General features: G+C 72.3%; 27 protein-coding genes and 1 riboswitch. Of the genes, 14 read left to right on the forward strand and 13 right to left on the reverse strand.

The window, feature by feature from the left end:
- Positions 1-23 precede the first annotated feature (23 nt).
- Complete coding sequence (locus tag AB0946_RS18455) at positions 24-668, forward strand: TetR family transcriptional regulator (protein ID WP_366761640.1); 645 nt, start codon at positions 24-26, stop codon at positions 666-668.
- A gap of 16 nt (positions 669-684) precedes the next feature.
- Here the strand turns inward: AB0946_RS18455 and def are convergent, their stop codons facing one another.
- Positions 685-1,239 (reverse strand): peptide deformylase, encoded by a 555-nt coding sequence (gene def, locus AB0946_RS18460; RefSeq protein ID WP_366761641.1) that lies wholly within the window; start codon positions 1,237-1,239, stop codon positions 685-687.
- Positions 1,240-1,391: 152 nt separating this feature from the next.
- Here def and AB0946_RS18465 point away from each other — a divergent pair, with 152 nt between their 5' ends.
- From AB0946_RS18465 to rocD, 8 genes are all read left to right on the forward strand, one after another.
- Positions 1,392-2,630 (forward strand): MurT ligase domain-containing protein, encoded by a 1,239-nt coding sequence (locus AB0946_RS18465; RefSeq protein ID WP_366761642.1) that lies wholly within the window; start codon positions 1,392-1,394, stop codon positions 2,628-2,630.
- Positions 2,631-2,659: 29 nt separating this feature from the next.
- On the forward strand, positions 2,660-3,388 hold the full coding sequence (locus AB0946_RS18470) for a glutamine amidotransferase (RefSeq protein WP_366751672.1): 729 nt from the start codon (positions 2,660-2,662) through the stop codon (positions 3,386-3,388).
- A 228-nt stretch (positions 3,389-3,616) separates the two neighbouring features.
- Complete coding sequence (locus AB0946_RS18475) at positions 3,617-4,642, forward strand: 6-phosphofructokinase (protein ID WP_366761643.1); 1,026 nt, start codon at positions 3,617-3,619, stop codon at positions 4,640-4,642.
- A gap of 128 nt (positions 4,643-4,770) precedes the next feature.
- A complete protein-coding gene (locus tag AB0946_RS18480; protein WP_366761644.1) occupies positions 4,771-5,721 on the forward strand; it encodes a cytochrome c oxidase assembly protein in 951 nt (316 codons plus the stop codon).
- Between the two features lie 114 nt (positions 5,722-5,835).
- Positions 5,836-6,003 carry a hypothetical protein gene (locus tag AB0946_RS18485; protein ID WP_366751675.1) on the forward strand — a complete coding sequence of 56 codons (168 nt, stop codon included), beginning with the start codon at positions 5,836-5,838 and terminating at the stop codon, positions 6,001-6,003.
- Positions 6,004-6,040: 37 nt separating this feature from the next.
- The gene (locus tag AB0946_RS18490) at positions 6,041-6,526 is read left to right on the forward strand and encodes an Lrp/AsnC family transcriptional regulator (protein ID WP_366761645.1); all 486 of its coding nucleotides are present in this window, start codon (positions 6,041-6,043) and stop codon (positions 6,524-6,526) included.
- Between the two features lie 153 nt (positions 6,527-6,679).
- Positions 6,680-7,489: a dimethylargininase gene (ddaH, locus tag AB0946_RS18495; protein ID WP_366761646.1), complete on the forward strand. Its 810-nt coding sequence runs from the start codon at positions 6,680-6,682 to the stop codon at positions 7,487-7,489.
- On the forward strand, positions 7,489-8,706 hold the full coding sequence (gene rocD, locus AB0946_RS18500; RefSeq protein WP_366761647.1) for an ornithine--oxo-acid transaminase: 1,218 nt from the start codon (positions 7,489-7,491) through the stop codon (positions 8,704-8,706). The genes ddaH and rocD overlap by 1 nt, the downstream gene beginning before the upstream one ends.
- A 48-nt stretch (positions 8,707-8,754) precedes the next feature.
- Here rocD and AB0946_RS18505 read toward each other — a convergent pair whose 3' ends face one another.
- From AB0946_RS18505 to AB0946_RS18515, 3 genes are all read right to left on the reverse strand, one after another.
- The gene (locus AB0946_RS18505; protein ID WP_366761648.1) at positions 8,755-9,405 is read right to left on the reverse strand and encodes a DUF305 domain-containing protein; all 651 of its coding nucleotides are present in this window, start codon (positions 9,403-9,405) and stop codon (positions 8,755-8,757) included.
- Between the two features lie 93 nt (positions 9,406-9,498).
- A complete protein-coding gene (locus AB0946_RS18510; RefSeq protein WP_366761649.1) occupies positions 9,499-9,909 on the reverse strand; it encodes a DUF6153 family protein in 411 nt (136 codons plus the stop codon).
- A gap of 141 nt (positions 9,910-10,050) precedes the next feature.
- Positions 10,051-10,488: a cupin domain-containing protein gene (locus tag AB0946_RS18515; protein ID WP_366761650.1), complete on the reverse strand. Its 438-nt coding sequence runs from the start codon at positions 10,486-10,488 to the stop codon at positions 10,051-10,053.
- A 288-nt stretch (positions 10,489-10,776) separates the two neighbouring features.
- On the opposite strand from AB0946_RS18515, the gene AB0946_RS18520 reads away from it, so the two are divergent.
- Entirely contained in the window at positions 10,777-11,499 is a 723-nt protein-coding gene (locus AB0946_RS18520; protein WP_366761651.1) for a lysophospholipid acyltransferase family protein, read from the forward strand.
- Between the two features lie 58 nt (positions 11,500-11,557).
- Entirely contained in the window at positions 11,558-12,580 is a 1,023-nt protein-coding gene (locus AB0946_RS18525) for an NAD(P)-dependent oxidoreductase (RefSeq protein ID WP_366761652.1), read from the forward strand.
- 160 nt (positions 12,581-12,740) lie between these two features.
- Here the strand turns inward: AB0946_RS18525 and AB0946_RS18530 are convergent, their stop codons facing one another.
- From AB0946_RS18530 to AB0946_RS18565, 8 genes are all read right to left on the reverse strand, one after another.
- Positions 12,741-14,306, reverse strand: a complete 1,566-nt coding sequence (locus tag AB0946_RS18530) for an alpha/beta hydrolase (protein WP_366761653.1) — start codon at positions 14,304-14,306, stop codon at positions 12,741-12,743.
- A 173-nt stretch (positions 14,307-14,479) separates the two neighbouring features.
- Positions 14,480-15,268: an urease accessory protein UreD gene (locus AB0946_RS18535; RefSeq protein WP_366761654.1), complete on the reverse strand. Its 789-nt coding sequence runs from the start codon at positions 15,266-15,268 to the stop codon at positions 14,480-14,482.
- Positions 15,256-15,933, reverse strand: coding sequence for an urease accessory protein UreG (gene ureG, locus AB0946_RS18540; RefSeq protein ID WP_366761655.1), 678 nt, complete (start codon positions 15,931-15,933; stop codon positions 15,256-15,258). The genes AB0946_RS18535 and ureG overlap by 13 nt, the downstream gene beginning before the upstream one ends.
- Positions 15,934-15,988: 55 nt before the next feature.
- Positions 15,989-16,663: an urease accessory UreF family protein gene (locus AB0946_RS18545; RefSeq protein ID WP_366761656.1), complete on the reverse strand. Its 675-nt coding sequence runs from the start codon at positions 16,661-16,663 to the stop codon at positions 15,989-15,991.
- A complete protein-coding gene (locus AB0946_RS18550; protein WP_366761657.1) occupies positions 16,663-18,384 on the reverse strand; it encodes an urease subunit alpha in 1,722 nt (573 codons plus the stop codon). The genes AB0946_RS18545 and AB0946_RS18550 overlap by 1 nt, the downstream gene beginning before the upstream one ends.
- The gene (locus AB0946_RS18555) at positions 18,377-18,688 is read right to left on the reverse strand and encodes an urease subunit beta (protein WP_014671283.1); all 312 of its coding nucleotides are present in this window, start codon (positions 18,686-18,688) and stop codon (positions 18,377-18,379) included. The genes AB0946_RS18550 and AB0946_RS18555 overlap by 8 nt, the downstream gene beginning before the upstream one ends.
- A 9-nt stretch (positions 18,689-18,697) precedes the next feature.
- Positions 18,698-19,000 carry an urease subunit gamma gene (locus tag AB0946_RS18560; RefSeq protein WP_030655145.1) on the reverse strand — a complete coding sequence of 101 codons (303 nt, stop codon included), beginning with the start codon at positions 18,998-19,000 and terminating at the stop codon, positions 18,698-18,700.
- A 226-nt stretch (positions 19,001-19,226) separates the two neighbouring features.
- Positions 19,227-19,505 carry a type II toxin-antitoxin system Phd/YefM family antitoxin gene (locus AB0946_RS18565; protein WP_366761658.1) on the reverse strand — a complete coding sequence of 93 codons (279 nt, stop codon included), beginning with the start codon at positions 19,503-19,505 and terminating at the stop codon, positions 19,227-19,229.
- Between the two features lie 86 nt (positions 19,506-19,591).
- Between AB0946_RS18565 and AB0946_RS18570 the strand changes: the two genes are divergently transcribed.
- The 3 genes from AB0946_RS18570 to AB0946_RS18580 all read left to right on the forward strand — a co-directional run bounded on the left by AB0946_RS18570 (position 19,592) and on the right by AB0946_RS18580 (position 21,590).
- Positions 19,592-20,227 (forward strand): ATP-dependent Clp protease proteolytic subunit, encoded by a 636-nt coding sequence (locus tag AB0946_RS18570; RefSeq protein WP_366761659.1) that lies wholly within the window; start codon positions 19,592-19,594, stop codon positions 20,225-20,227.
- 7 nt (positions 20,228-20,234) lie between these two features.
- Positions 20,235-20,540, forward strand: a complete 306-nt coding sequence (locus tag AB0946_RS18575; RefSeq protein WP_366761660.1) for a hypothetical protein — start codon at positions 20,235-20,237, stop codon at positions 20,538-20,540.
- Positions 20,541-20,882: 342 nt separating this feature from the next.
- A riboswitch (cyclic di-AMP (ydaO/yuaA leader) is annotated at positions 20,883-21,113 on the forward strand.
- 3 nt (positions 21,114-21,116) lie between these two features.
- Positions 21,117-21,590, forward strand: coding sequence for a C40 family peptidase (locus AB0946_RS18580; protein ID WP_171158592.1), 474 nt, complete (start codon positions 21,117-21,119; stop codon positions 21,588-21,590).
- A 1,119-nt stretch (positions 21,591-22,709) separates the two neighbouring features.
- Here the strand turns inward: AB0946_RS18580 and AB0946_RS18585 are convergent.
- The gene (locus tag AB0946_RS18585) at positions 22,710-23,165 is read right to left on the reverse strand and encodes an ATP-binding protein (protein ID WP_366761661.1); all 456 of its coding nucleotides are present in this window, start codon (positions 23,163-23,165) and stop codon (positions 22,710-22,712) included.
- Positions 23,166-23,323: the final 158 nt, after the last annotated feature.

The raw sequence follows: 23,323 nt of genomic DNA on the forward strand, positions 1-23,323 counted from the left end.
ATCAGCACGGGTGGGGAGAGCACATGGACACCACGCAGCGGACCGATCAGCAGCGGACCGCCGACCGCCGACGGCGCGAGCTGCTGGAGGCCGCCGACCGGGTGGTGCTGCGCGACGGCCCGCAGGCGTCGATGAACGCGATCGCGGCGGAAGCGGGTATCACGAAGCCGATCCTTTACCGGCACTTCGGCGACAAGGGCGGCCTTTACGCGGCCTTGGCCAAGCGGCACACCGACGCGTTGCTGGCATCGCTGCGGGCGGCGCTGGACGCGCCGGTCGACCGGCGCGAGCGGGTCGAGTCCACGCTGGACACCTATCTCGCCGCGATCGAGGCGCGGCCCCAGGTGTACCGGTTCCTCATGCACCCGGCGGAGGGGAGCACCGGCGGCGACCAGGGCTTCGACGTCGGCAAGCACTCGGCTCCGCTGCTGCGGCGGATGGGCGAGGAGCTGGCCCAGGTCATCGAGGAGCGGGTGGACCTCGGACCGGAGAGCCAGCAGCTGGCGCGGGTGTGGGGGCACGGGATCGTCGGGATGATGCACGCCGCAGGCGACTGGTGGCTGGGGGAACGTCCCTGCTCCCGCGCCGAGTTGGTGCGGTCTCTCGCCGACCTGCTGTGGGGTCGCCTGGCGGCGGCCGGCGACAGGGTGGGGGGCCCGGGGTTCTGAACGGTCCCCGCACCCCTCAGGCCCGTGTGCCCGCCCGGTTCCAGGAGGCTCCGGAGACCTGCCTCAGCAGCCTCCGCTTCCGCCACCCCGTGAGGTGGTCCGCGTACACACGGCCCTCCAGGTGGTCGCACTCGTGTTGCAAGCATCTGGCAAAGAAACCGGTGCCGTGGACGGTGACCGGATCGCCGGTCACCGTGAAGCCCTCGACCACCGCGTGGTCGTAGCGCTCGGTTCCCGCCTCCAGGCCCGGCAGGGACAGGCAGCCCTCGGGACCCCGGACCACCACACCGTCCGCCTCCACCAGCCGGGGGTTCACCACGTGCCCCAGATGACGCACGTCCTCGTCATCCGGACAGTCGTAGACGAACACCCGCAAGCCGACCCCGACCTGATTCGCGGCCAGGCCCACCCCCTGCGCCGCGTACATCGTGGCGAACAGGTCCTCCACGAGGGCGGCGAGGCCGGGGCCGAAGTCGGTGACGTCCCGGCAGGGCTCGCGCAGTACGGCGTCGCCGAGCAGGGTGAGGGGCCGGACGCGCCCGTGGACGCCCGGAATGGAACCGTGTCGCATGGCGGCAAGGGTACGGTTCGTATCGCTCATGCCCGCCGCTCGAGGTCCGGGCCGGGATTCGGGTGTGGGAATGGATCTCGATAGGCTGAGGTTCACACCACGTTGCCGGATGGCCCCAGGCGCGGCGCGTACGCAAGGAGGATCGAGAACTGATGGCAGGCAACTCGGACCCGCTCACGCCGCGGGCCAAGCTGGCCGTGACCGCGGGCAAGGCGGTAGCGGCGGCGTCACGCGCCGCGGGGCGCGGCAGCGGATCGGTGATCGGTGGCCGGGTCGCACTGAGGCTCGACCCCGACCTGCTCGCCCGGCTCGCCCAGAACCTGGACGTCGTCCTGGTGTCGGCGACCAACGGCAAGACCACGACCACCCGGCTCATCGCCGAGGCGCTGCGCGCCGCGGGCCCGGTCGTGTCGAACGCGCTGGGCGCCAACATGCCGGCCGGCATCACCTCCGCGCTGGCGGGCGGTTCGGACGCCAAGTTCGGTGTCATCGAGGTCGACGAGAAGTACCTGGCCGGTGTGGCCCGGGACACCAGCCCGAAGTGCATCGCCCTGCTCAACCTCTCCCGTGACCAGCTGGACCGCGCGGCCGAGACCCGGATGCTCGCCGAGAACTGGCGGGAGGGCCTGGCCGGCTCCAAGGCCGTCATCGTCGCCAACTGCGACGACCCGCTGGTGGTGTGGGCCGCGTCCTCGTCCCCGAACGTGATCTGGGTCGCGGCCGGGCAGATGTGGAAGGACGACGCCTGGTCCTGCCCGTCGTGCGGTGGCGTGATGCAGCGCCCGGGTGACGACTGGTTCTGCGGTGAGTGCGGGTTCCGGCGGCCGACGCCGACGTGGGCGCTGTCCGGGGACCACGTGCTGGACCCGCACGGGTCCGCCTGGCCGATCCACCTCCAGCTGCCGGGCCGGGCCAACAAGGCGAACGCGGCCTCCTCCGCGGCCGTCGCCGCCGTGTTCGGGGTGCCGCCGCAGGTCGCCCTGGAGCGGATGTACCAGGTGCAGGCGGTGGCCGGCCGGTACGACGTCGTCCAGTTCCAGAACCGCGACCTCAGGCTGCTGCTGGCCAAGAACCCGGCCGGCTGGCTGGAGACGTTCTCCCTGATCGACCCGCCGCCCGCCCCGGTGATCCTGTCCGTCAACGCGCGCGGCGCCGACGGCACCGACACCTCCTGGCTGTGGGACGTCGACTACACCCGGCTGACCGGCCACCCGATCTTCGTGATCGGCGACCGGAAGCTGGACCTCGCCGTCCGCCTGGAGGTCGCCAACCAGCACTTCCAGGTCTGCGACAACGTCGACCAGGCCGTGCAGATGTGCCCGCCCGGCCGGATCGAGGTCATCGCGAACTACACCGCGTTCCAGGACCTGCGCCGTCGCGTCGGCAACTGATCTTCTGATCCTCGAAGGGCGATCACCTCATGAGCGACAACCAACTGCGGCTGGTGTGGATCTACCCGGACCTGCTGAGCACCTACGGCGACCAGGGCAACGCGCTCGTCGTGGAGCGCCGGGCCCGGCAGCGCGGCCTGGACGTGGCCCGCCTCGACGTGCGCAGCGACCAGCCGATCCCGACCTCCGGTGACATCTACCTCATCGGCGGCGGCGAGGACCGTCCGCAGCGGCTCGCGGCCGAGCGGCTGCGCCGGGACGGGCACCTGCACCGGGCGGTGGAGAACGGCGCGATCGTCTTCTCGGTCTGCGCCGGCTACCAGATCCTCGGCCACGAGTTCATCAACGACCTCGGTCAGCGCGAGCCGGGCCTCGGCCTGCTCGACGTGGTGTCCGTGCGCGGCGAGGGCGAGCGGTGCGTCGGTGATGTGCTGGCCGACATCGACCCGCAGCTGGGTCTTCCCCCGCTGACCGGCTTCGAGAACCACCAGGGCGTCACCCACCTGGGCGCCACGGCCCGCCCGTTCGCCCGGGTGCAGATCGGCAAGGGCAACGGCACCGGGGACGGCACGGAGGGCGCGTACAACGGGACCGTGTTCGGTACGTACATGCACGGGCCGGTCCTCGCCCGCAACCCGCAGATCGCCGACCTGCTGCTGAAGCTGGCGCTCGACGTCAACGCGCTGCCGCCGATCGACGACCGCTGGTACGAGGCGCTCCGCAACGAGCGCATCGCGGCTGCGCAGCAGCCCGCGTAGGCACGGCTGCGCAGCAGCCTGCGTGACCCGTTCTTCCGCCGGATCGCAGTGTGGTCCGGCAGGCTCGGTGGCGGGCCCGCCTGACGGTCCGTCCGCTCACATGTGCGGGCGCGTCCAGCAGGCGGACGCCTGCTACGGAGCCACCCCCTCGCGCCGGTAGGGTGACCGGGAATCCGCCGGACAACGTGGTCCGGTTACCCGGCCCACGTTGAGAAGGTATTTCGGGCTATGCGCATTGGTGTCCTCACGTCCGGCGGCGACTGCCCCGGCCTGAACGCCGTCATCCGGTCCGTCGTGCACCGTGCCGTCGCCGACCACGGCGACGAGGTCATCGGTTTCCGGGACGGCTGGAAGGGCCTCCTGGAGTGCGACTACCTGAAGCTCGACCTGGACGCCGTGGGCGGCATCCTGGCGCGCGGCGGCACGATCCTCGGCTCGTCCCGGGTCCGCCCGGAGCACCTGCGGGACGGCGTGGAACGCGCCAAGGGCCATGTCGCGGAACTCGGCCTGGACGCGATCATCCCGATCGGCGGCGAGGGCACGCTGAAGGCGGCCCGGCTGCTGTCGGACGCCGGGCTGCCGATCGTGGGCGTGCCCAAGACCATCGACAACGACATCGCGGTCACCGACGTGACCTTCGGTTTCGACACGGCGGTGACCGTGGCGACCGAGGCCCTGGACCGGCTGAAGACCACCGCCGAGTCCCACCAGCGCGTGCTGATCGTGGAGGTCATGGGCCGGCACACCGGCTGGATCGCGCTGCACTCCGGCATGGCGGCCGGCGCCCACGCCGTGGTCGTGCCGGAGCGGCCCTTCGACATCGACGAGTTGACGCGGAAGGTCGGCGAGCGGTTCGAGGCGGGCAAGCGGTTCGCCATAGTGGTCGCGGCCGAGGGGGCCAAGCCGCGCCCCGGCTCCATGGAGTTCGACGAGGGCGGCACGGACGTCTACGGCCACGAGCGCTTCGCGGGCATCGCGCGGCAGCTGTCGGTCGAGCTGGAGCAGCGGCTCGGCAAGGAGGCCCGGCCGGTGATCCTCGGGCACGTGCAGCGCGGCGGCACGCCGACGCCGTACGACCGGGTGCTGGCGACCCGCTTCGGCTGGCACGCGGTGGAGGCCGTGCACCGGGGTGAGTTCGGCAGGATGACAGCGCTGCGCGGGACCGACATCGTCATGGTGTCGCTGGCGGAGGCGGTGGAGACGCTGAAGACCGTGCCGGCGGAGCGGTACGACGAGGCGGAGTGCGTTCTCTGATCCACTGGTCCTGGTGAGGACAAACCGGCCCCGGTCACCGCGGTGACCGGGGCCGGTTCTACTCTTGGTGCGGACACAGACAGCTGTGGACAGACACCGCTCAACCCCCACGAACCAGGAGCCGCCGGATGGATCACAGCGGACACGGCATGACCATGGATCTGCCGCCGTTCACGCTGGGGCGAGGGCTCGAATGGTCGGCGGACCCCTTCTTCCTCGTCGCCTGCCTGGCCGGTCTGGCTCTCTACGGCTGGGGTGTCGTGCGGCTGCGGCGGCGCGGCGACGCCTGGCCGGTGAGCCGTACCGTCTCGTACGTCGTCGGCGTGCTCACCATCGCGCTGGTGATGTGCACCAAGCTGAACGACTACGGCATGGTCATGTTCAGCGTGCACATGGTGCAGCACATGGTGATCAGCATGCTGTCGCCGATCCTCATCCTGCTCGGCGCCCCGGTCACCCTGGCGCTGCGTGCGCTGCCGACCGCCGGCAGGGGCCGCAAGGGCCCGCGCGAGCTGCTGCTGATGCTGCTGCACAGCCGGTACATGCGGATCATCACCCACCCGGCGTTCACCATCCCGCTGTTCATCGCGAGCCTGTACGCGCTCTACTTCACCCCGATCTTCGACTTCCTGATGGGCTCGAAGACCGGGCACGTCGCGATGATGGTGCACTTCCTCGCGGTCGGTGTCGTGTTCTTCTGGCCGATCATCGGTGTCGATCCGGGCCCGCACCGGCCGGGCCACCTGATGCGGATGCTGGAGCTGTTCGCGGGCATGCCGTTCCACGCGTTCTTCGGCATCGCGCTGATGATGGCGTCGACACCGATGGTGGAGACCTTCGAGCATCCGCCCGCCTCCCTGGGCATCGACGCGCTGTCCGACCAGAGCGCGGCGGGCGGCATCGCCTGGGCGTTCAGCGAGATCCCGTCGGTGCTGGTGCTGATCGCGCTGCTGTTCCAGTGGTACCGCTCCGAGCAGCGGCAGGCCAAGCGCGAGGACCGGGCCGCCGACCGGGACGGCGACAAGGAGCTGGAGGCGTACAACGCCTACCTGGCCTCGCTGAACGCGCGCCAGGGTTAGCCACACCGCGCACGAGGGATGGCCGCACCGCGCGCCGGAGCCGGCCGCACCTATCCCCTCCCGGCCCGAACCGGGGCACCATGGTCGTGGACGGACCATGAGGAGGGTGGCGCGATGCCCGGTTCCACGAACGGTTCCACCAGGACGATGGGGGCGCTCACGGTCGGCGGGCTGGTCGTCGTGACCGCCTACACGGTCGCGCTCGGCAGCAACGGCTGGTTGTGGTTCGGATGGGTGGTGCTGGGGCTGCTGACGCTCGCCCTGGTGGTCACCCAGCCGTGAGCCGCGCGGGGCGGGCGGGGCTGGCTACAGTGCCCGCATGAACAGCAGGACGCCCTCGTTCGACGAGCTGGACCGCCAGATCATCACCGCGCTCATGACGAACGCGCGGACCAGCTTCGCCGAGATCGGAGCCGCGATCGGGCTGTCCGCCACCGCGGTCAAGCGGCGGGTGGACCGGCTGCGGGAGACCGGGGTGATCACCGGCTTCACGGCGACGGTCAAGCCGGCCGCGCTGGGCTGGCGGACGGAGGCGTACGTCGAGGTGTACTGCGAGGGCGCGGCCCCGCCCCGGCGGCTGGCGGAGGTCGTCCGCAACCATCCGGAGATCGCGGCGGCCATGACGGTGACCGGCGGCGCCGACGCGCTGCTGCACGTGCGCGCCCGGGACGTGGAGCACTTCGAGGAGGTGCTGGAGCGGATCCGCGCCGAGCCGTTCATCCGGAAGACGATCAGCGTGATGGTGCTGTCCCACCTGCTCCCGGAAAGCCCGGAAGCGGGCGCCACCCACGCGGCGCCCGAGTGACCGGACCGGCGCGCAGCAGTCGTGCGTGCGCCCCGGCAACAACGCAGCGATCCTGCCTGTCCGCGCAGCTTTTCTCGCTTGTCGTCCGTCTTCCTCTCTTCCTACCGTGGTGTCACCCCTCAGTGACACACAGGAAAACGGAGGAAACCCTCTGTGACCGCAACTCGTGTGCCGCGTTCCCGGCGGTTCCTGGTCTGTGAACCCAGACACTTCGCCGTCCAGTACGCGATCAACCCCTGGATGCATCCCGACAAGCCCGTCGACGTCGACCTCGCCCAGGAGCAGTGGCAGCAGCTGATCCGCGTCTACCGCGACCACGGCCACACCGTGGACTCCGTCGAGCCGGTCCCCGGCCTGCCGGACATGGTGTTCGCCGCCAACGCGGCCTTCGTCGTCGGCGGCCGGGTCTTCGGCTCCCTGTTCCACGCCCCGGAGCGCCGCCCGGAGTCGGTGCACTACGAGACCTGGTTCAAGGCGGCCGGATACGACGTCCACCGGCCCGAGTCGGTGACCGAGGGCGAGGGCGACCTGGTGTGGACGGGCCGGTACGTGCTCGCCGGCACCGGGTTCCGCACGACGCGCGAGGCGCACCGGGAGGCGCAGGAGTTCCTCGGCCACCCGGTGATCGGCCTGACCCTGGTCGACCCGTACTTCTACCACCTGGACACGGCGCTGTTCGTCCTCGACGACGACAACATCTGCTACTACCCGGAGGCCTTCTCGCCGGGCAGCCGGGAGGTCCTCAAGCGGCTGTACCCGAACGCGGTGCTCGCCACCCGCGAGGACGCGATGGCCTTCGGCCTGAACTCCGTCTCCGACGGCCGGAACGTCTTCATCGCGCCCCGGGCCGAGGCGCTCGCCGAGCGTCTGGCCGGCCACGGCTATGTCCCCGTCCCCGTCGACCTGTCCGAGTTCCACAAGGCCGGCGGCGGCATCAAGTGCTGCACCCAGGAGATCCGCTGATGACCGCACCCGCGCGCACCCGTACGTCCGACGACCTGATCCGCGCGGAGGAGCCGGTTCTCGCGCACAACTACCACCCGCTGCCCGTGGTGGTGGCCCGTGCCGAGGGCACCTGGGTGGAGGACGTCGAGGGCAACCGCTACCTCGACATGCTGGCCGGTTACTCGGCCCTGAACTTCGGCCACCGCCACCCGGCCCTGATCGAGGCGGCACACCGCCAGCTCGACCGGCTCACCCTCACCTCCCGCGCCTTCCACAACGACCGGCTGGCCTCCTTCGCCGAGCGGCTCGCGGAGCTGACCGGCCTGGACATGGTGCTGCCGATGAACACCGGCGCGGAGGCGGTGGAGAGCGGGATCAAGGTGGCCCGCAAGTGGGCGTACGACGTGAAGGGCGTTCCGGCCGGACAGGCGACGATCGTGGTCGCGGCGGAGAACTTCCACGGCCGTACGACGACCATCGTCAGCTTCTCCACGGACGAGACGGCCCGGGCCGGCTTCGGACCGTTCACGCCCGGTTTCCGGATCGTGCCGTACAACGACCTGGCCGCGCTGGAGGCGGCCGTCGACGACACCACGGCGGCGGTGCTGATCGAGCCGATCCAGGGCGAGGCCGGGGTGGTGATCCCGGACGACGGCTACCTCGCCGGGGTGCGGGAGCTGACCCGCCGCGCGGGCTGCCTGTTCATCGCGGACGAGATCCAGTCGGGCCTCGGCCGGACGGGCCGCACCCTCGCCGTCGAGCACGAGGACGTCGTCCCGGACGTGCTGCTGCTCGGCAAGGCGCTCGGCGGCGGCATCGTGCCGGTGTCGGCGGTGGTGGCCCGGCGCGAGGTGCTGGGGGTGCTGCACCCGGGCGAGCACGGTTCGACGTTCGGCGGCAATCCGCTCGCCGCAGCGGTCGGCACGGCCGTGGTCGAACTGCTGGAGACCGGTGAGTTCCAGCGCCGGGCGGCCGAGCTGGGCGTGGTCCTGCGAGACGGGCTGGCCGAGCTGACCGGCAGGGGCGTGACCGGTTTCCGCTCGCGCGGGCTGTGGGCCGGCGTGGACGTCGACCCCTCCCTCGGCACCGGCCGGGAGATCAGCGAGCGCCTGATGCGCGAGGGGGTCCTGGTCAAGGACACCCACGGGTCGACGATCCGGCTGGCACCGCCGTTGACGATCACCGCGGAGGAGCTGCGGTCGGCGCTGGCGGCCCTGGAGAAGGTGCTGGCCTGAGGGACGGGCGGGGACCGGTGCCGGCACCGGTCCCCGCCCGTCGTGCCGTCACTCCGTGCCGAGGAGCCGCCTCATCTCCTCGATCTCGGCGTTCTGCGCGGTGACGATGGCGTCCGCCATGGTCCTGGCGGGGCCGTACTGGCCCTTTTCCTTCTCGGTGGTGGCCATCTCGACGGCGCCCTCGTGGTGGTCGACCATCATCGACAGGAACCTGGTGTCGAAGTCCTTGCCGGTGGCCTTCTCCAGGGCCGTCATGTCGGCCTCGCTCATCATGCCTGACATGCCGGAGTGGCCGGAGTGGTCCATGCCGGCCATGGGGACCTGCTCGCCCCAGGACGTCAGCCAGCCGGTCATGGTGCGGATCTCCGGGTCCTGCGCCTTCTCGATGCGCGAGGCGAGGTCCTTCACCCGTGCCGAGGAGGCCCGGCCGTCGGCGAGCTTCGCCATCTCCAGGGCCTGCCGGTGGTGCGGGATCATGCCCTGCGCGAAGGAGACGTCCTGGGCGTTGTGCGCGGTGGCCGACGCACGGGGATCGGCCGACCCGCTCGCGGTGGCCGACGCGCTCGCGGCGGCGGAGGGGCCGTGGCCGGTGTGGCCGCCGCTCGCGCCGTCGTCGCCGCCGCAGGCGGCCAGGACGAGGGCTCCGGTCACGGCGACAGCGGCCAGGGCGGCACGGCGTGTCAGGGTACGGATGGTCATTCGGGGAACTCCTGCTGTTTCTGGAGGGATTTCGGGCACGCGTGGACACGACCGCGGCACCTGCGCCGGGGCAGGCGGGCGGCCGGGGCGGCTCTAGATCCGCAGGAGTTGGAGTTCCGCCAGATCGGGCGGGGCGCGGGCATCGTCCGGCGCGGTGGCCGGACCGGGGCGCGGACAAGCGGCCGGTGCGCCGACGGCCACCGGGTCGAGGACCGGCACGGGCAGCCGGGGCCCGCCGTCGAGGGCGCCCGAGGCACAGCTGGGGTCGGCGTGGTGCATCCGTTGGCCGCCGCAGTGACCGGCGGCGTCCGGGCAGTCGTCCGGCGCGCTCACGGCGACCGCGCCGTACGCGGCCCGGGTGAGGCCGGGGTGTCCGGGGTGAGCCATGCCACCGCCGGGTGCCAGCGCGTGCATCCCGAGCAGACCGGCCAGCAGGGCGAGCACGAGCAGCCCGCGGTGCCGCCGCTGGGGCGGTCGCGGGGCGTGTGTTCGGCTGCCGGTCATCGGGGACATCGTACGAGGGCCGGATGCGGCCGGCGTGCGGGGGCACGCCGGGTGGGGGCCGGGGCGAGCTCTCGTGGTGCGGAGCGGCGTCTGGCGGGCGGTGCGGGCAGCCGGCCATGAGGTGGCGGGCGCGACCGGACGTCAGCCCTCGGAGGGACGTGGGGCGCGCAGGTGCGCCCGTTCCCGCAGCTCCTCCTCCTCGACCAGCGTGAGCATCGGCTGACCCGGTGCGCACACCATGGTCACCACGAACCTGGTGGGCGCGTCCGACAGGGCGTTGCCGTCCTGGTAGTGGATCACGTCACCACCCGGCTCCCAGAACGTCCCGCCCGCCTCGACCACACGCTCCGGCTCTCCCTCCAGCTCGAACCGGACCGCGCCCTGGATCACGTAGCCGAACGACGGGCCCGAGTGGCGGTGCGGGGGCAGTCCGGGGTGACCGGGAGGCCAGTCGACGAGGATGGTCATTCCCGAACCGCCCTCGGGAAAGAAGGGCGGAGTGACGTCCTGGAGCAACTTGACCTCGGGCGGCAGGTCCATGTCGTGGGCGGTCCTGTGCGCAGGGTTGTTCTCTGACATGTGCCACACCTCCGTGGGCCTGCCCGGAACGGACGTTCCGGCGTCGGCCGCCGCGGCCTCAGGACCACCCTGCCTCCCGTCGACGGCGGCCACAATTCGGGAGCCGCCGGTCCGCGGCCTCCCCCCGGTTCTGACCGGCCGTCAGCGGATTCGGCAAAGGGTCAGCATAAGACCGCTCGAACATGGCTACAGATGACGGCAAGCGCACGTCGGCCCATGCCCGCCGATCCCGGGCCGGCCTGGGGAGACGCCGGTTCGATGGGGAGCCGGCAGAGTGAGGAGCGAGCCGTGTTCTACTACCTGCTCAAGTACGTGGTCCTCGGCCCCCTGCTCAGAGTGGTCTTCCGGCCCCGGATCGAAGGTCTGGAGCACGTGCCCGCGTCGGGGCCGGCCATCATCGCCGGGAACCACCTGTCGTTCTCCGACCACTTCCTGATGCCGGCGATACTCAGACGCCGCATCACCTTCCTCGCCAAGGCCGAGTACTTCACCGGTCCCGGCGTGAAGGGCCGGCTCACCGCGTTCTTCTTCCGCAGCGCCGGGCAGATCCCGGTGGACCGCTCCGGCAAGGAGGCGGGGCAGGCCGCGATCCGTGAGGGGCTCGGCGTGCTGCGCAGGGGGGAGCTGCTCGGCATCTACCCGGAGGGCACCCGGTCGCACGACGGCCGGCTCTACAAGGGCAAGGTCGGGGTCGCCGTGATGGCCCTCACGGCAGGCGTCCCGGTGGTGCCGTGCGCGATGATCGGCACGTTCGAGGCGCAGCCGCCCGGGAAGGTCGTCCCCAGGATCCACCCGGTGACCATCCGCTTCGGCGAGCCCCTGGACTTCTCGCGCTACGCCGGCATGGAGAACCAGAAGGCCGTGCTGCGGGCGGTCACCGACGAGATCGTCTACGCCATCCTGGCGCTGTCCGGGCAGGAGTACGTCGACGAGTACGCGGCCGTCGTCAAGGAGCGGCAGGCGGCGGAGCAGAGCGCGAGGCGCAGGTTCCCGCGGGCGCCGCTCAGTTGACCTCTGCCGTCGGCAGAACGACGGTGGCGGGCCGGGGCCGGATGCCTAGGCTCGGCGTATGAAGACAGCTGTGGTGATCGGTGCGAGCGGGCAGATCGGGCGTCCGGTGGTGGATGCGCTGGCGCGGGACGGCTGGGCGGTGACGGCCGCCTCGCGCGGCGGCGGCCGTGACGCGGCGTGGGACGAGGGGGTGCGGACGGTACGGCTGGACCGCGCCGACGGCAAGGCCCTGGCGGCGGTGGTGGGCGACGGCTGCGACCTGCTGGTCGACGTGGTCGCCTACGACGCCGGGCACGCACGGCAGGTGACGGGGCTCGCGGGGCGGATCGGCTCGGCGGTGGTGATCTCCAGCGTGTCCGTGTACGAGGACGGCGCGGGACGGGGTTTCGACACGATGGGCGAGCCGGACGGCTTCCCCGGCTACCCGGTGCCGGTTTTCGAGACCCAGCCGACGGTCGCTCCGGGTGAGGCCACCTACAGCACCCGCAAGGCCGCACTGGAGCGGGAACTCCTCGCTCCCGGCGCCGGGCTGCCGGTCACCGTGCTGCGGGCGGGCGCGGTGCACGGACCGTACAGCCCGCTGCCGCGCGAGTTGTACTTCGTGCGCCGGAACATGGACGGGCGGCGCAACCGGGTGCTGGCGTACCGAGGCGAGAGCCGGTTCCATCCGGCGAGTGTCCGGAACATCGCCGAACTGGTGCGGCTGGCGGCGGCCCGGCCGGGTTCCCGGGTGCTCAACGCCTGTGACGGCCAGGCGCCGACGGTCGCCGGGATCGGTGCCGCGATCGACGCCGTGATGGGGGTGGAGACCCGGACCGCGTACCTCGACGGGCCGCCGGCGGGATCGGTGGGCCGGACCCCGTGGTCGGTGCCGGGGCCGGTGGTGTTCGACATGTCGGCCGCCGAGCGGGAGTTGGGCTACCGGCCGGTGGTGTCGTACGCCGAGAGCCTGCCGGAGACGGTGGAGTGGCTGACCGGGGCGCTGCGCGGCCGGGACTGGCGGGAGGTCTTCCCGGTGCTCGCCCAGGCCTACCCGGACCTGTTCGACTACGCGGCGGAGGACGCCTGGCGCAACGCTTAGGGCCTCTCGTTCGGATCATGCCGGGCTCGCGGGCCCTGGCACCGCGCCCTGATCCGGCCTGATCCGAACGAAAGACCCTGGCCACCGCAGGGGAGAGCGGGCCGCATGGGCGAGGGGCGGCCGGAAGGTCCGGCCGCCCCTCGTCACCGTGCCGGTGCGGTCAGGGCTTGGGCGTGGCGTGCGGCGCGCAGGTCACGTCCTTGCCGTCCAGCGTGCCGTCGAGCAGGTAGGCGTCGACGCGCTGGTTGATGCACGGGTTGACCAGGCTGGTCACGCCGTGGGAGCCCGCGTTCTTCTCGGTGATCAGACGGGAGCCCTTGAAGCGCTTGTGCAGTTCGACGGCGCCCGCGTACGGGGTGGCGGCGTCCCGTGTGGACTGCACGATCAGGACCTTGGGCAGTCCCTGGTGCGTCCTGACCTCGACCGGGGTGCGCTGCTTGGCCGGCCATGTCGCACAAGGCAGGTTCATCCAGGCGTTGGCCCAGGTCAGGAACGGGTAGTCCTTGTTGAGCCGGGTGTTGTCCCGGTTCCACTTCTGCCAGCTGGTGGGCCACTTGGCGTCGGCGCACTCGACGGCGGTGTAGACGGCGTTGCCGTTCTCCGCGCTGATGTTGCCGGCCGTGTCCGACAGGTCGGGGGCGGCGGCGTCGACCAGCGCCTGGGTGTCGCCGGCGAAGTACTTGCTGAACACGGTGGCGACCGGCACCCAGGAGGAGTCGTAGTACGGCGCGCCCTGGAAGAAGGAGATCAGCTCGGCCGGGCCGACGACCCCGCCGATCGGGCTCTTCTTGGCGGTGGCGCGCAGCTGGAGCCACTTGTCCTGGACGGCGGCGCGGGTGGTGCCGAGGTGGAAGGCGGCGTCGTTGGCGGCGACCCAGTCCTGCCAGTCCTTCCAGCGGCCCTCGAAGGCGACGTCCTGGTCGAGGTTGGCCTCGTACCAGATCTTCTCGCGGGAGGGGTTGACCACGCTGTCCACGATCATGCGGCGGACGTGGCCCGGGAAGAGCGTGCCGTAGACGGCGCCCAGGTAGGTGCCGTAGGAGACACCGAGGTAGTTGAGCTTCTTCTCGCCCAGCGCGGCCCGGATGACGTCGAGGTCGCGGGCGGTGTTCGGCGTGGTCATGTGCGGCAGCATCGCGCCGCTGTGTTCGGCGCAGCCCTCGGCGTACTCGCGGGCCAGCTTGCGCTGCGCGGTCTTGTCGGCCTCGCTGTCGGGCACCGGGTCCATCTTGGGTGCCTTGACGAACTCCTGCGGGTCGACGCAGGAGATGGGCGCGGAGTGGCCGACGCCGCGCGGGTCGAACCCGACGAAGTCGTAGGCCTTGGCCACGTTCGCCCACACCGGGGCCTTGGTCGTGACCCGGCGCGGGAAGCGCAGACCGGAGCCGCCGGGGCCGCCCGGGTTGTAGACCAGCGCGCCCTGGCGCTCCTTCTTGGTGCCGGTGTTGCCGATGCGGTCCACGGCGAGCTTGATCTGCTTGCCGTAGGGGTGGGCGTAGTCGAGCGGCACGCTGACCCAGCCGCACTGGATGGGCTTCTCCAGCCCCCAGTCGGCCGGGCAGTCCTGCCAGTCGATGCCCGTCTTGGCGGCCCGGGCGGCGGCGATCTCTGCGCCCTTGGCCTCCCGGTCCTGCGCGGGCCGGCCGGTGGCGCCGGCCGTGGGAGCCGAGACCGCGCCGGCGATCAGGGTGGCGGTGACGAGTGCTCCAGCGGAACCGAGTGCCATCAGGCGGCTCTTCGGTCTGTTCTCCCTCAAGTGGGGCCCCTCCCCGTACTCGCTGCCAGTTGTCAGGCGGGGATCCTCTCGGCTGTGAGTCGGCTGAGAACAGGGGTCGTCACCTATCTTTACCAATCCGATAACCGGATGATCATGTTCGGTTCCTCGGGTGACCGGACGCCTCACCGGACGGCCCGCATGCCTCGGCCGAGCTCGGCCAGTGCCTCGTCCAGGAGCCCGCGCAGTCGCAGCGCGTCCGGCGCGACGGCGGTGACAAGGGCGGCCGGCCCGGTCAAAGGTACCAGCGAGGCACACTCCCCCAGCATCCGTGCGGCCACCGGCTCCTCGGTGAACTCCGGTCGCACGACCACGAGTTGTCCCAGCGCACGGCACCCCGACAATACGGCCGGCCCGTCCCAGCCGCCCGGTGCGCCGGGTCCGCAGGCCAGTTCCTGGTCCAGTACGGTCCGGCCCGCGACCCGTACGGTGAGCCGGCTGGTGAGGCGCCCGGGCGTCTCCCCGGCCCGCCCCAGCACCTGCTCCTCGCGCAGCACGAACCGGGCGCCGGCGGCGAGGTCGGCACGGGTGGTGACGCGCAGGTCGCTGCCGCCCGCGGAGATCAACTGCTCGGGCAGCCAGTGCAGTTCTGCACCGGCGGCCACCTCGAGCCGGACATCGTAGCGGGCCTCGCCCTTGGCCTGGCCCGGCAGGGCGAGGGTGGCGGCGGCCGACCCCACGTGCAGCCGGGCACCCTCCTCTACCCGTGCGTCCAGCGTGAAGCGGTCACCGCCGAGCGGCCCGCTCATGGCGCCGACGACCATGACCCTCGCCTCGGCTCCGGCCGACCGGGTGCGGCGCGGCGCCAGGGGGCCCTCACCGTCCAGGACGGGCAGGGCCGTCCCGCCGCGACCGTCGGCGCGGGCGACGATACGGGCGTGTCCCCGGACCCCGGCGACGGTCACGCCGTCCACGCGGCGAGCCGCTCACGGACCCAGGCGGCCACGTCGGCGACGCCGGTCTCCCCGCGCAGCGACTGGAAGACGACGGGGAGTTCGGCCCGTTGCGCCTTGGCGTCGGCGGCCATCCGGGCGAGGTCGGAGCCGACGTGCGGGGCGAGGTCGGTCTTGTTGACGACGAGGAGGTCGGCGGTGGTGACGCCGGGTCCGCCCTTGCGCGGGATGTCGTCGCCGCCGGCCACGTCGATCACGAAGACCTGGGCGTCCACGAGCCCCTTGGAGAAGGTGGCGGTGAGGTTGTCGCCGCCGGACTCGACGAGGATCAGGTCCAGGGGGCCGACCGCGTCCTCCAGGTCCTCCACCGCTTCGAGGTTGGCGGAGATGTCGTCGCGGATCGCGGTGTGCGGGCAGGCGCCCGTCTCGACGGCGGTGATCCGCTCGGGCGGCAGCACGGCCTCCCGGAGCAGGAACTCGGCGTCCTCGCGGGTGTAGATGTCGTTGGTGACGACGGCGAGGGAGAGCTCGTCGCGCAGCGCCCGGCAGAGGGCGGCGACGGTGGCGGTCTTGCCCGAGCCGACCGGGCCGCCGAGCCCGATCCGCAGGGCGCGCCGGGTCCCGTCGGGGCGGCGCGCGTCCGCGCTGAGGGCGGCGGGGGCGGGGTGGGTGTGGTCGAGGTGCATGTACGGCTCCTGTGATCGGTGGGTTCTCAGCCGAGCGCGTTGCGGGTGGGCGGACTCATGACGCGAACAGCCGCACGGGCCAGCCCGCGTGCCACTCCGCGCCCACCTCCAGCAGGGGTGCGGAAGCCGCGGGCAGCGCGTCGGCCCCCTCGCCGGCCACCCTGCGCGCCGCCTCCACGGCGGAGTCCGCCACGCGGTCCAGTTCGGGGGCCAGCCGGGCGAGAACGCCGGTCGCGTCGAACGGGTCGAGGCTGAGCAGCCGCACGGTGGCCGTCGCCGGCCCGCTCACGCTCTCGTACACCGCGCAGTGGGCCGCGTCCTCGGGAGCGAGTCCGGCCGCCCGGGCGGCGAGACCGAGCACGACGGGCTGATGGGCGCCCTTGGGGAACCGGCGGGCCAGGGCGTCCAGTTCGGCGGACGGCCAGGTCGACCTGGCGGCCCGCAGCAGCTGCCGGCCGAGTCGTCGCGCGGCGGCCCGCAGGGCCGGGGACGGCGTACGCGCGTCGGCCGCCGCGTCCAGCTCGCCCGGGTCGGCGCCGAGGACGGCCGCCGCCGCCAGTGCCGCCGCGACGAGCCCGGCGGTGTGCAGCCGGCCCCGGCAGAACTCCTCCAGGCTCGGCGCGTCGGTGACGCGGCCCGCCCTGACGGCGGCCTCCGCGCCGCCGGAGTGCGCGTGGCCCCCGGCGGGGAAGCGGCCGTCGGCCAGGACGAGCAGTGCTGCCCTGGACATCAGAAGAGGAAGTAGCGCTGGGCCATGGGCAGTTCGGCGGCCGGGGCGGCCTCGACGAGTTCGCCGTCGATGTGCACGGCGAAGCTGTCGGGGTCGATCCGGACGTCCGGCCGGGCGTCGTTCTCGCGCATGTCGGCCTTGGTGATCGCGCGCGTGGACTCGATCGCCGCGAACCGCTTGCCGAGTCCCAGCCGTTGCGGCAGCCCGTCCTCGATCGCGAGGTCCGCGACGAAGTTGACGGAGTTGGCGGCGGGTGCCCGGCCGATGGCGCCGTACATAGGGCGGGGCAGGATCGGCTGCGGAGTGGGGATGGAGGCGTTGGCGTCGCCCATCTGCGCGTACGCGATCTGCCCGCCCTTGATGACGAGGAGCGGCTTGACCCCGAAGAACGCGGGTTCCCACAGCACCAGGTCGGCGAGCTTGCCGGGCTCGACGGAGCCGGTCTCGGCGGCGAGGCCCTGGGCGAGCGCGGGGTTGATCGTGTACTTGGCGACATAGCGCCGGACCCGGTGGTTGTCGGCGCGGCCGTCGCCCGGCAGGGCGCCGCGCCGGCGCTTCATGACGTGGGCCGTCTGCCAGGTGCGCAGGATCACCTCGCCCACCCGTCCCATCGCCTGGGAGTCCGAGGAGATGATCGAGATCGCGCCGAGGTCGTGGAGGATGTCCTCCGCGCCGATGGTGGAGGGCCGGATCCGGGACTCGGCGAACGCCAGGTCCTCGGGGACGGCCGGGTTGAGGTGGTGGCACACCATCAGCATGTCGAGGTGTTCCTCGGTCGTGTTGACCGTGAAGGGCCGGGTCGGGTTGGTGGAGCTGGGCAGGACGTTCGGCTGCGAGACGACCGTCATGATGTCCGGGGCGTGGCCGCCGCCGGCGCCCTCGGTGTGGTACGAGTGGATGCCCCGGCCCGCGATGGCGGCGAGGGTGTCGCCGACGAACCCGGCCTCGTTCAGGGTGTCGGTGTGGATGGCGACCTGGATGCCGGTGCGGTCGGCGACGGTGAGCGCCGCGTCGATGACGGCGGGCGTGGAGCCCCAGTCCTCGTGCAGCTTGAGACCGACGGCGCCGCCGCGGATCTGGGAGAGCATGGCCTCGTGGCTGACGGTGTTGCCCTTGCCGAGGAAGCCGACGTTGACCGGGTAGGCCTCCATCGCCTCCAGCATCCGGGCCAGGTGCCAGGGGCCGGGGGTCACCGTGGTGGCCTTGGAGCCCTCGGCGGGTCCGGTGCCGCCGCCGACCAGGGTGGTGACGCCGGAGGCCAGCGCCTCGTCGGCCACCTGCGGGCAGATGAAGTGGACGTGCGCGTCGATGGCGCCGGCGGTCAGGATGCGCCCGTTGCCCGCGATGATCTCCGTCTCGGGGCCGATGACAAGGTCCGGGTGGACGCCGTCCATGGTGTCCGGGTTGCCGGCCTTGCCGAGGGCGGTGATCCGGCCGTCGCGGATGCCGACGTCGGCCTTGACGACGCCCCAGTGGTCGACGACGACGGCGCCGGTGATCACGGTGTCGGGGGTGCCCTCGGCGCGGGTGGCGCGGGACTGGCCCATGGACTCGCGGATGACCTTGCCGCCGCCGAAGACCGCCTCGTCCCCGGAGCCGCCGGGGCCGCCGCAGCGGTCCTCCTCGATCTCGATGAGCAGGTCGGTGTCGGCGAGCCGGATGCGGTCGCCGGTGGTGGGGCCGAACAGGTCGGCGTAGGCGGCGCGGGAGATCTCAGGCATCGAGGGCGCCTCCGGTCTCCCCGCGCAGCCCCGGCACGATCCGGGCACCGGTCAGGGGGACGAGCTCGACCGCCACGGGGATGCCGGGCTCGAAGCGGACGGCGGTGCCGGCGGCGACGTTGAGCCGCTTGCCGCGGGCGGCGGCGCGGTCGAACTCCAGACCGGGGTTGGCCTCGGCGAAGTGGTAGTGGGAGCCGACCTGGACCGGCCGGTCGGCGGCGTTGAGGACGGTCAGCCGGGTGACCTCGCGGCCCGCGTTGCAGACGACGGGGTCGTCCGCGAACAGGATCTCTCCGGGAATCATCGCGTCCCCTCAGACGATCGGCTCGTGGACGGTGACGAGCTTGGTGCCGTCCGGGAAGGTGGCCTCGACCTGGACGTCATGGATCATCTCGGCGACCCCGTCCATCACGTCGTCCCTGGTCAGGATCTTGCGGCCGGAGGACATCAGCTCGGCGACGGTGCGGCCGTCCCGCGCGCCCTCCAGGATGTGCGACGTGATGAGGGCGACCGCTTCCGGGTGGTTGAGCCTGAGCCCGCGGGCCCTGCGCTTCTCGGCCACGTCGGCCGCCACGTGGATGAGCAGCCTCTCTTGCTCATGCGGGGTCAGTTGCACGTCCCACCTCACAGTCCTTGCTCCGGACCGTGCGGGGTCCGGTCGCCGCGGCCACCACGACGGGGACAGATGTAACACACAGACAAATCCCCGGAGTTTCGTCAATCCGGGCAGAAAAACCCCTGGTGGCATGGATCGGCAGGCTAGAACGCCGGAGTTTCAACGACGTTAACCAGACCTTGGCCGACGCATGACCGGCCGATGGGCTCCCGCGGGGGCGCGGGACTCAGGAGGCGCCCGGCCCGCGGTGCTCCGCCGCGATCCCGAAGCGCCGCTGTTCGCGGGAGGCGGAACCGGCCTCGCGGACCCCGGAGACGGAGCTGATGATCTGCTCGTCGGCCGGCTCGTCCAGGGCGTCCAGCCGTTCCAGATCGGCGGCCGAGACCAGCGCGACCAGCGGCTTGCCGTGCCGGGTCACGACGACGCGCTCACCGCCGTACACGACGCGGTTGATCAGGTCGGCGAGTTCAGCCCTGGCTTGCGTCACCGGAATCTCGTAGGCCATACCCCCATCATAACGTCACGTACGTCCTGTACATTTTTTACAGAAGTCGAGCCCATCGGGGCCTCGTCATGAGGAGGGGTACGTCCATGTCCCGACCGTCCGCCCGCCATGTCCTGCCCGAGTACACCGAACGCACCGGGAGCGCCGTGCGCACCCTCGACCCGTACGCGAAGCTCTTCGAGGACCGCATCGTCTTCCTCGGCACGCCGGTCGACACCGCGGCGGCGAACGACGTGACCGCGCAGCTCATGTACCTGGAGCACGCGGCGCCGGACCGGGACATCACGCTGTACGTCAACTCGCCGGGCGGCTCGTTCGACGCCATGACGGCGATCTACGACGTGATGCAGTACGTCGGCTGTGACGTGGCGACCTACTGCCTGGGCCAGGCCTCCGCCTCGGCCGCGGTGCTGGTCGCGGCCGGCACCCCGGGCAAGAGGTTCGCGCTGCCCGGCGCCCGCATGGTGATCGAGCAGCCCGCGCTGCCCGAGCCGGTGCGCGGACAGCCCAGCGACCTGCTCATCCAGGCGGAGGAGCTGACCCGCATCCGCGCGACGCTCGCGGAGATGCTGACGCGGCACACGGGGCGCACGGCCGGGCAGGTCCACGAGGATCTGGAGCGCGACCTGATCCTGGACGCCGCCGGGGCGGTCGCCTACGGTCTGGTGGACGGCATCGTGCCGAGCCGCCGGGGCACGCCCGGCGCACCGGACGCGAGGTGAGCCGCCCATGCTGCCGGACCTCCCGCCCCTTCCCGCGCTGACCCGCGCCGAGGGCGAGTTGATCGACCGTTACCTGGAGGCGGTCGACCTGCTGGGCCGCATCAACCCGGCCCGGCCCGGGGACACCTACCGCGGGCTGCGCGCCGCCCAGGCGCTGGTGCGCAAGGCGGCGGAGCTGCGGGACGCGCTCGCGCTGATGCACCAACGGGGTGAGACGGAGCTGCACGGGGACACGCTGGCACGGGCGTTGCGGGTGCTGGACGGCGAGCGCCGGGCCGCTCGCGTCGCGCTCCCGCCGGACGGCGCCGGCTGAGGGGGACGCCCCGCCCGGCCCGGCCGGCCCCGTGCGTCGACACGCTTCGTCCGGACGGGACTTGAAACGGTCCGAACGACGTACCGCCGACCGGTGTACTTCCAGATCGCTTTCCGGGCCTCCCGAGTTGCGCCAAGCGCCGTCGCGTCGGCCGCCGGGAGGCGCATCGCCCCAGGTCGGGGGCTACGTCCGGGATCTGACGGAGGCTCGAACAGGGCAGTGTCCACCCGAACGGGTGAGTGGTGAGTAACACCACAAATCCCCGATTCCGTTGGGATTTTCCGACGATCGTGAGCCAAGATCCGTGTCTGACGACAAGCCCCCGCCACCGCGGCGGGGCGATCCGGGCGGACGCCGAGTCCTGCCGCCGCCCGGATGACCGGTCGACGGAGTGGATCGGCAGGAGTGGAGGACCCAAGCAAGGCGGGTCGCCGGAACAGATGTTCGTCCGTACGACACGGACGGTCGTCGGCTCCGGGCGACCCTTGGGGTGAAGCCGTGGCAACACGGCCGGGCAACTTCGCCAGCCCGAATCCGACAGGTCATCCTTCACAGGCGGCTGACGAAGGGTTGCGCATGACTGCGCTCAATCGTGTCCCGTCGCTGATGGCCCGGGCTGGCACGGCCTCGGCTCTGACCCTCGCCGCCGTGGGCGGCTCGATCGCGGTGCCCGGCCTCGCCACCGACGCCTCCGCCGCGACGATGGCGACGAAAGCACTCAAGGTCGCGGCCTCCAAGAAGGGCGCCCCCTACGCGTGGGGAGCCACCGGCCCGCGCCGGTTCGACTGCTCGGGGCTGACGCTCTACTCCTACAAGAAGGCCGGCAAGAAGCTGCCGCGCACGGCCGCCCAGCAGTACAACAAGACGCACCACATCTCCTCCAGGAGCCGCAAGGCGGGCGACCTGGTCTTCTTCCACTCGGGTTCGTACGTCTACCACGTCGGCATCTACGCGGGTCACGGCAAGATCTGGCACGCCCCGAAGACCGGGGACGTGGTGAAGCTCGAGAGGATCTGGACGAAGAGCGTCTGGTACGGCCGGGTGAGCTGACCCGCCTCGGACCAGCAGCGGCTCCAGCAGCAGGGCCGCCGACGCCGCCCCGGCGCCCGCCCGCACCCCACGGACGCGGGGCGCCTGGGCGGGCCGCCTGAGCGAGCCACGGGTGAGACCCCGGAACCGCGACGCCGCCCGGCGCCCGGGTGGCTGCCGCAGGGTTCCGGGGAAGTGACGTCGGGCTGGGGCTCCCAGGCGCCGCCTCGCGCCCACGGCACGCCCCGCCACCGGCCAGACCGGGCGCGACGCCGCGCACTGCCAGGGCTGCCCTCAGCGAGGCTCCACCCGCGACGCCGGCCCGCAGACCGCGCCGACGCCCGGGCGGGCCACCGATGCGTCCCGGTAACGAGACGCCAAGCTGGGGCGCGCAGGCGCCGCCTCGCGCCCACGGCACGCCCCGCCAGCCGCCCGGCACCGCCGCGGCGGCGAGTACTACGGCTCCGCCCCGACGCCGGCCCGCAGACCGAGTCGACGCGCGGGCGAGCCATCGCACCTCCCAGGGGCGAGACGCCGTACTGGGGCACGCAGGCGACGCCTCGCGCCCCGGCACGGCGGGGACGGCCGCGACGCCGGGCACCGCCAAGGCGGCCTGCGCGGGGGCCGTGACGCCGAGCCGCAGACCGTGTCGGCGCGGGGCGGGGACTCGCGCGCGAGCGCGTGACGTCGGCGCCCGGCCTGGCGCCTGTACGGCCCTGGTCCCGGCGTGCCGGTGACGGAGGCCGGCACGATCGGCCGGACCGCCCACCGGCTCGGGCACGCGCCGCCCCTCCTCTCCCGGCAGTCGGCCCCGGCACGAGTCGGCGTGGTTCACCGGCGCCCCGCTGCGGCTCGGGTGCTCCCGGCCGCCGGGGGTGCATGCGGCGCACCCCGACGTACGCGTCGGATCTGGCGCTCACCACGCCTACCGGCCGGCCTGGGCACGCGCGGCCAGCCTCCTCTGTCGGGGCAGCCGCGATGCGCGTGGTGCCGCGCCCTCCGGACCGGCGGGAGATCGAGGCACTGCTCGCCGGGGCGTACCGGACGTCGTGGCCGGGCCCCGGCCGGGGAAGAGTGGCCGGGCGTGCCTGCCGCGCCGGCGCCCGGCCGGTCAGGAACGCCCCCGCCCCGCCCGGAGGGTCACTGCTCCTGCTGGCCCGCCGGTACCGGGGTCGCCGGGATCGTCCAGGGCAGTTCGATCGAGACCGTCTTGCCGCCCTCGCGCGTGGGGCGGACGCGGAGTCTGCCGCCGCACTCGGCGGTGAGACAGCGGATGATGACCATGCCGCGGCCGTTGTCCTGCTGGACGGCGGCGGGCAGTCTCTTCGGGAAGCGGGGATGGCTGTCCGTGACGCCGATGCGCAGGTGTTCGTCATGGTGCAGCGCGACGTCGACCGTGAAGGTGGGTGACTGGCCGAAGGTGTGCTGTACGGCGTTCGTGGCGAGTTCGGAGACGATGAGCCGCACGGTGTCGGCGACGTCGGTGTCGGACGGCAGGCCCCACTCCGCCAGGGTGCCCACGACGTAGGAACGGGCCGCGGAGACCGAGGCCGGATCGCTCGGCAGAGTGACGGATGCTTCCAGGTGGTCTGCCATGGCGACGTCGTCCCTTTCCCACGGGGCCGTGGTCCGACATGTGGCGGAGGGTTCGAGTACGGTCCCGGACTGGTGCTTGTTCGCCAGACTGCCACCAACGGGCGGTCACGGGGAGCGATCCACCAAGATATGCATATATCTGTCGCTCGAAGCGGTGA

It is taken from the genome of Streptomyces sp. NPDC046870 (assembly GCF_040704595.1).
Taxonomy (GTDB): Bacteria; Actinomycetota; Actinomycetes; order Streptomycetales; family Streptomycetaceae; genus Streptomyces; species Streptomyces argyrophylli.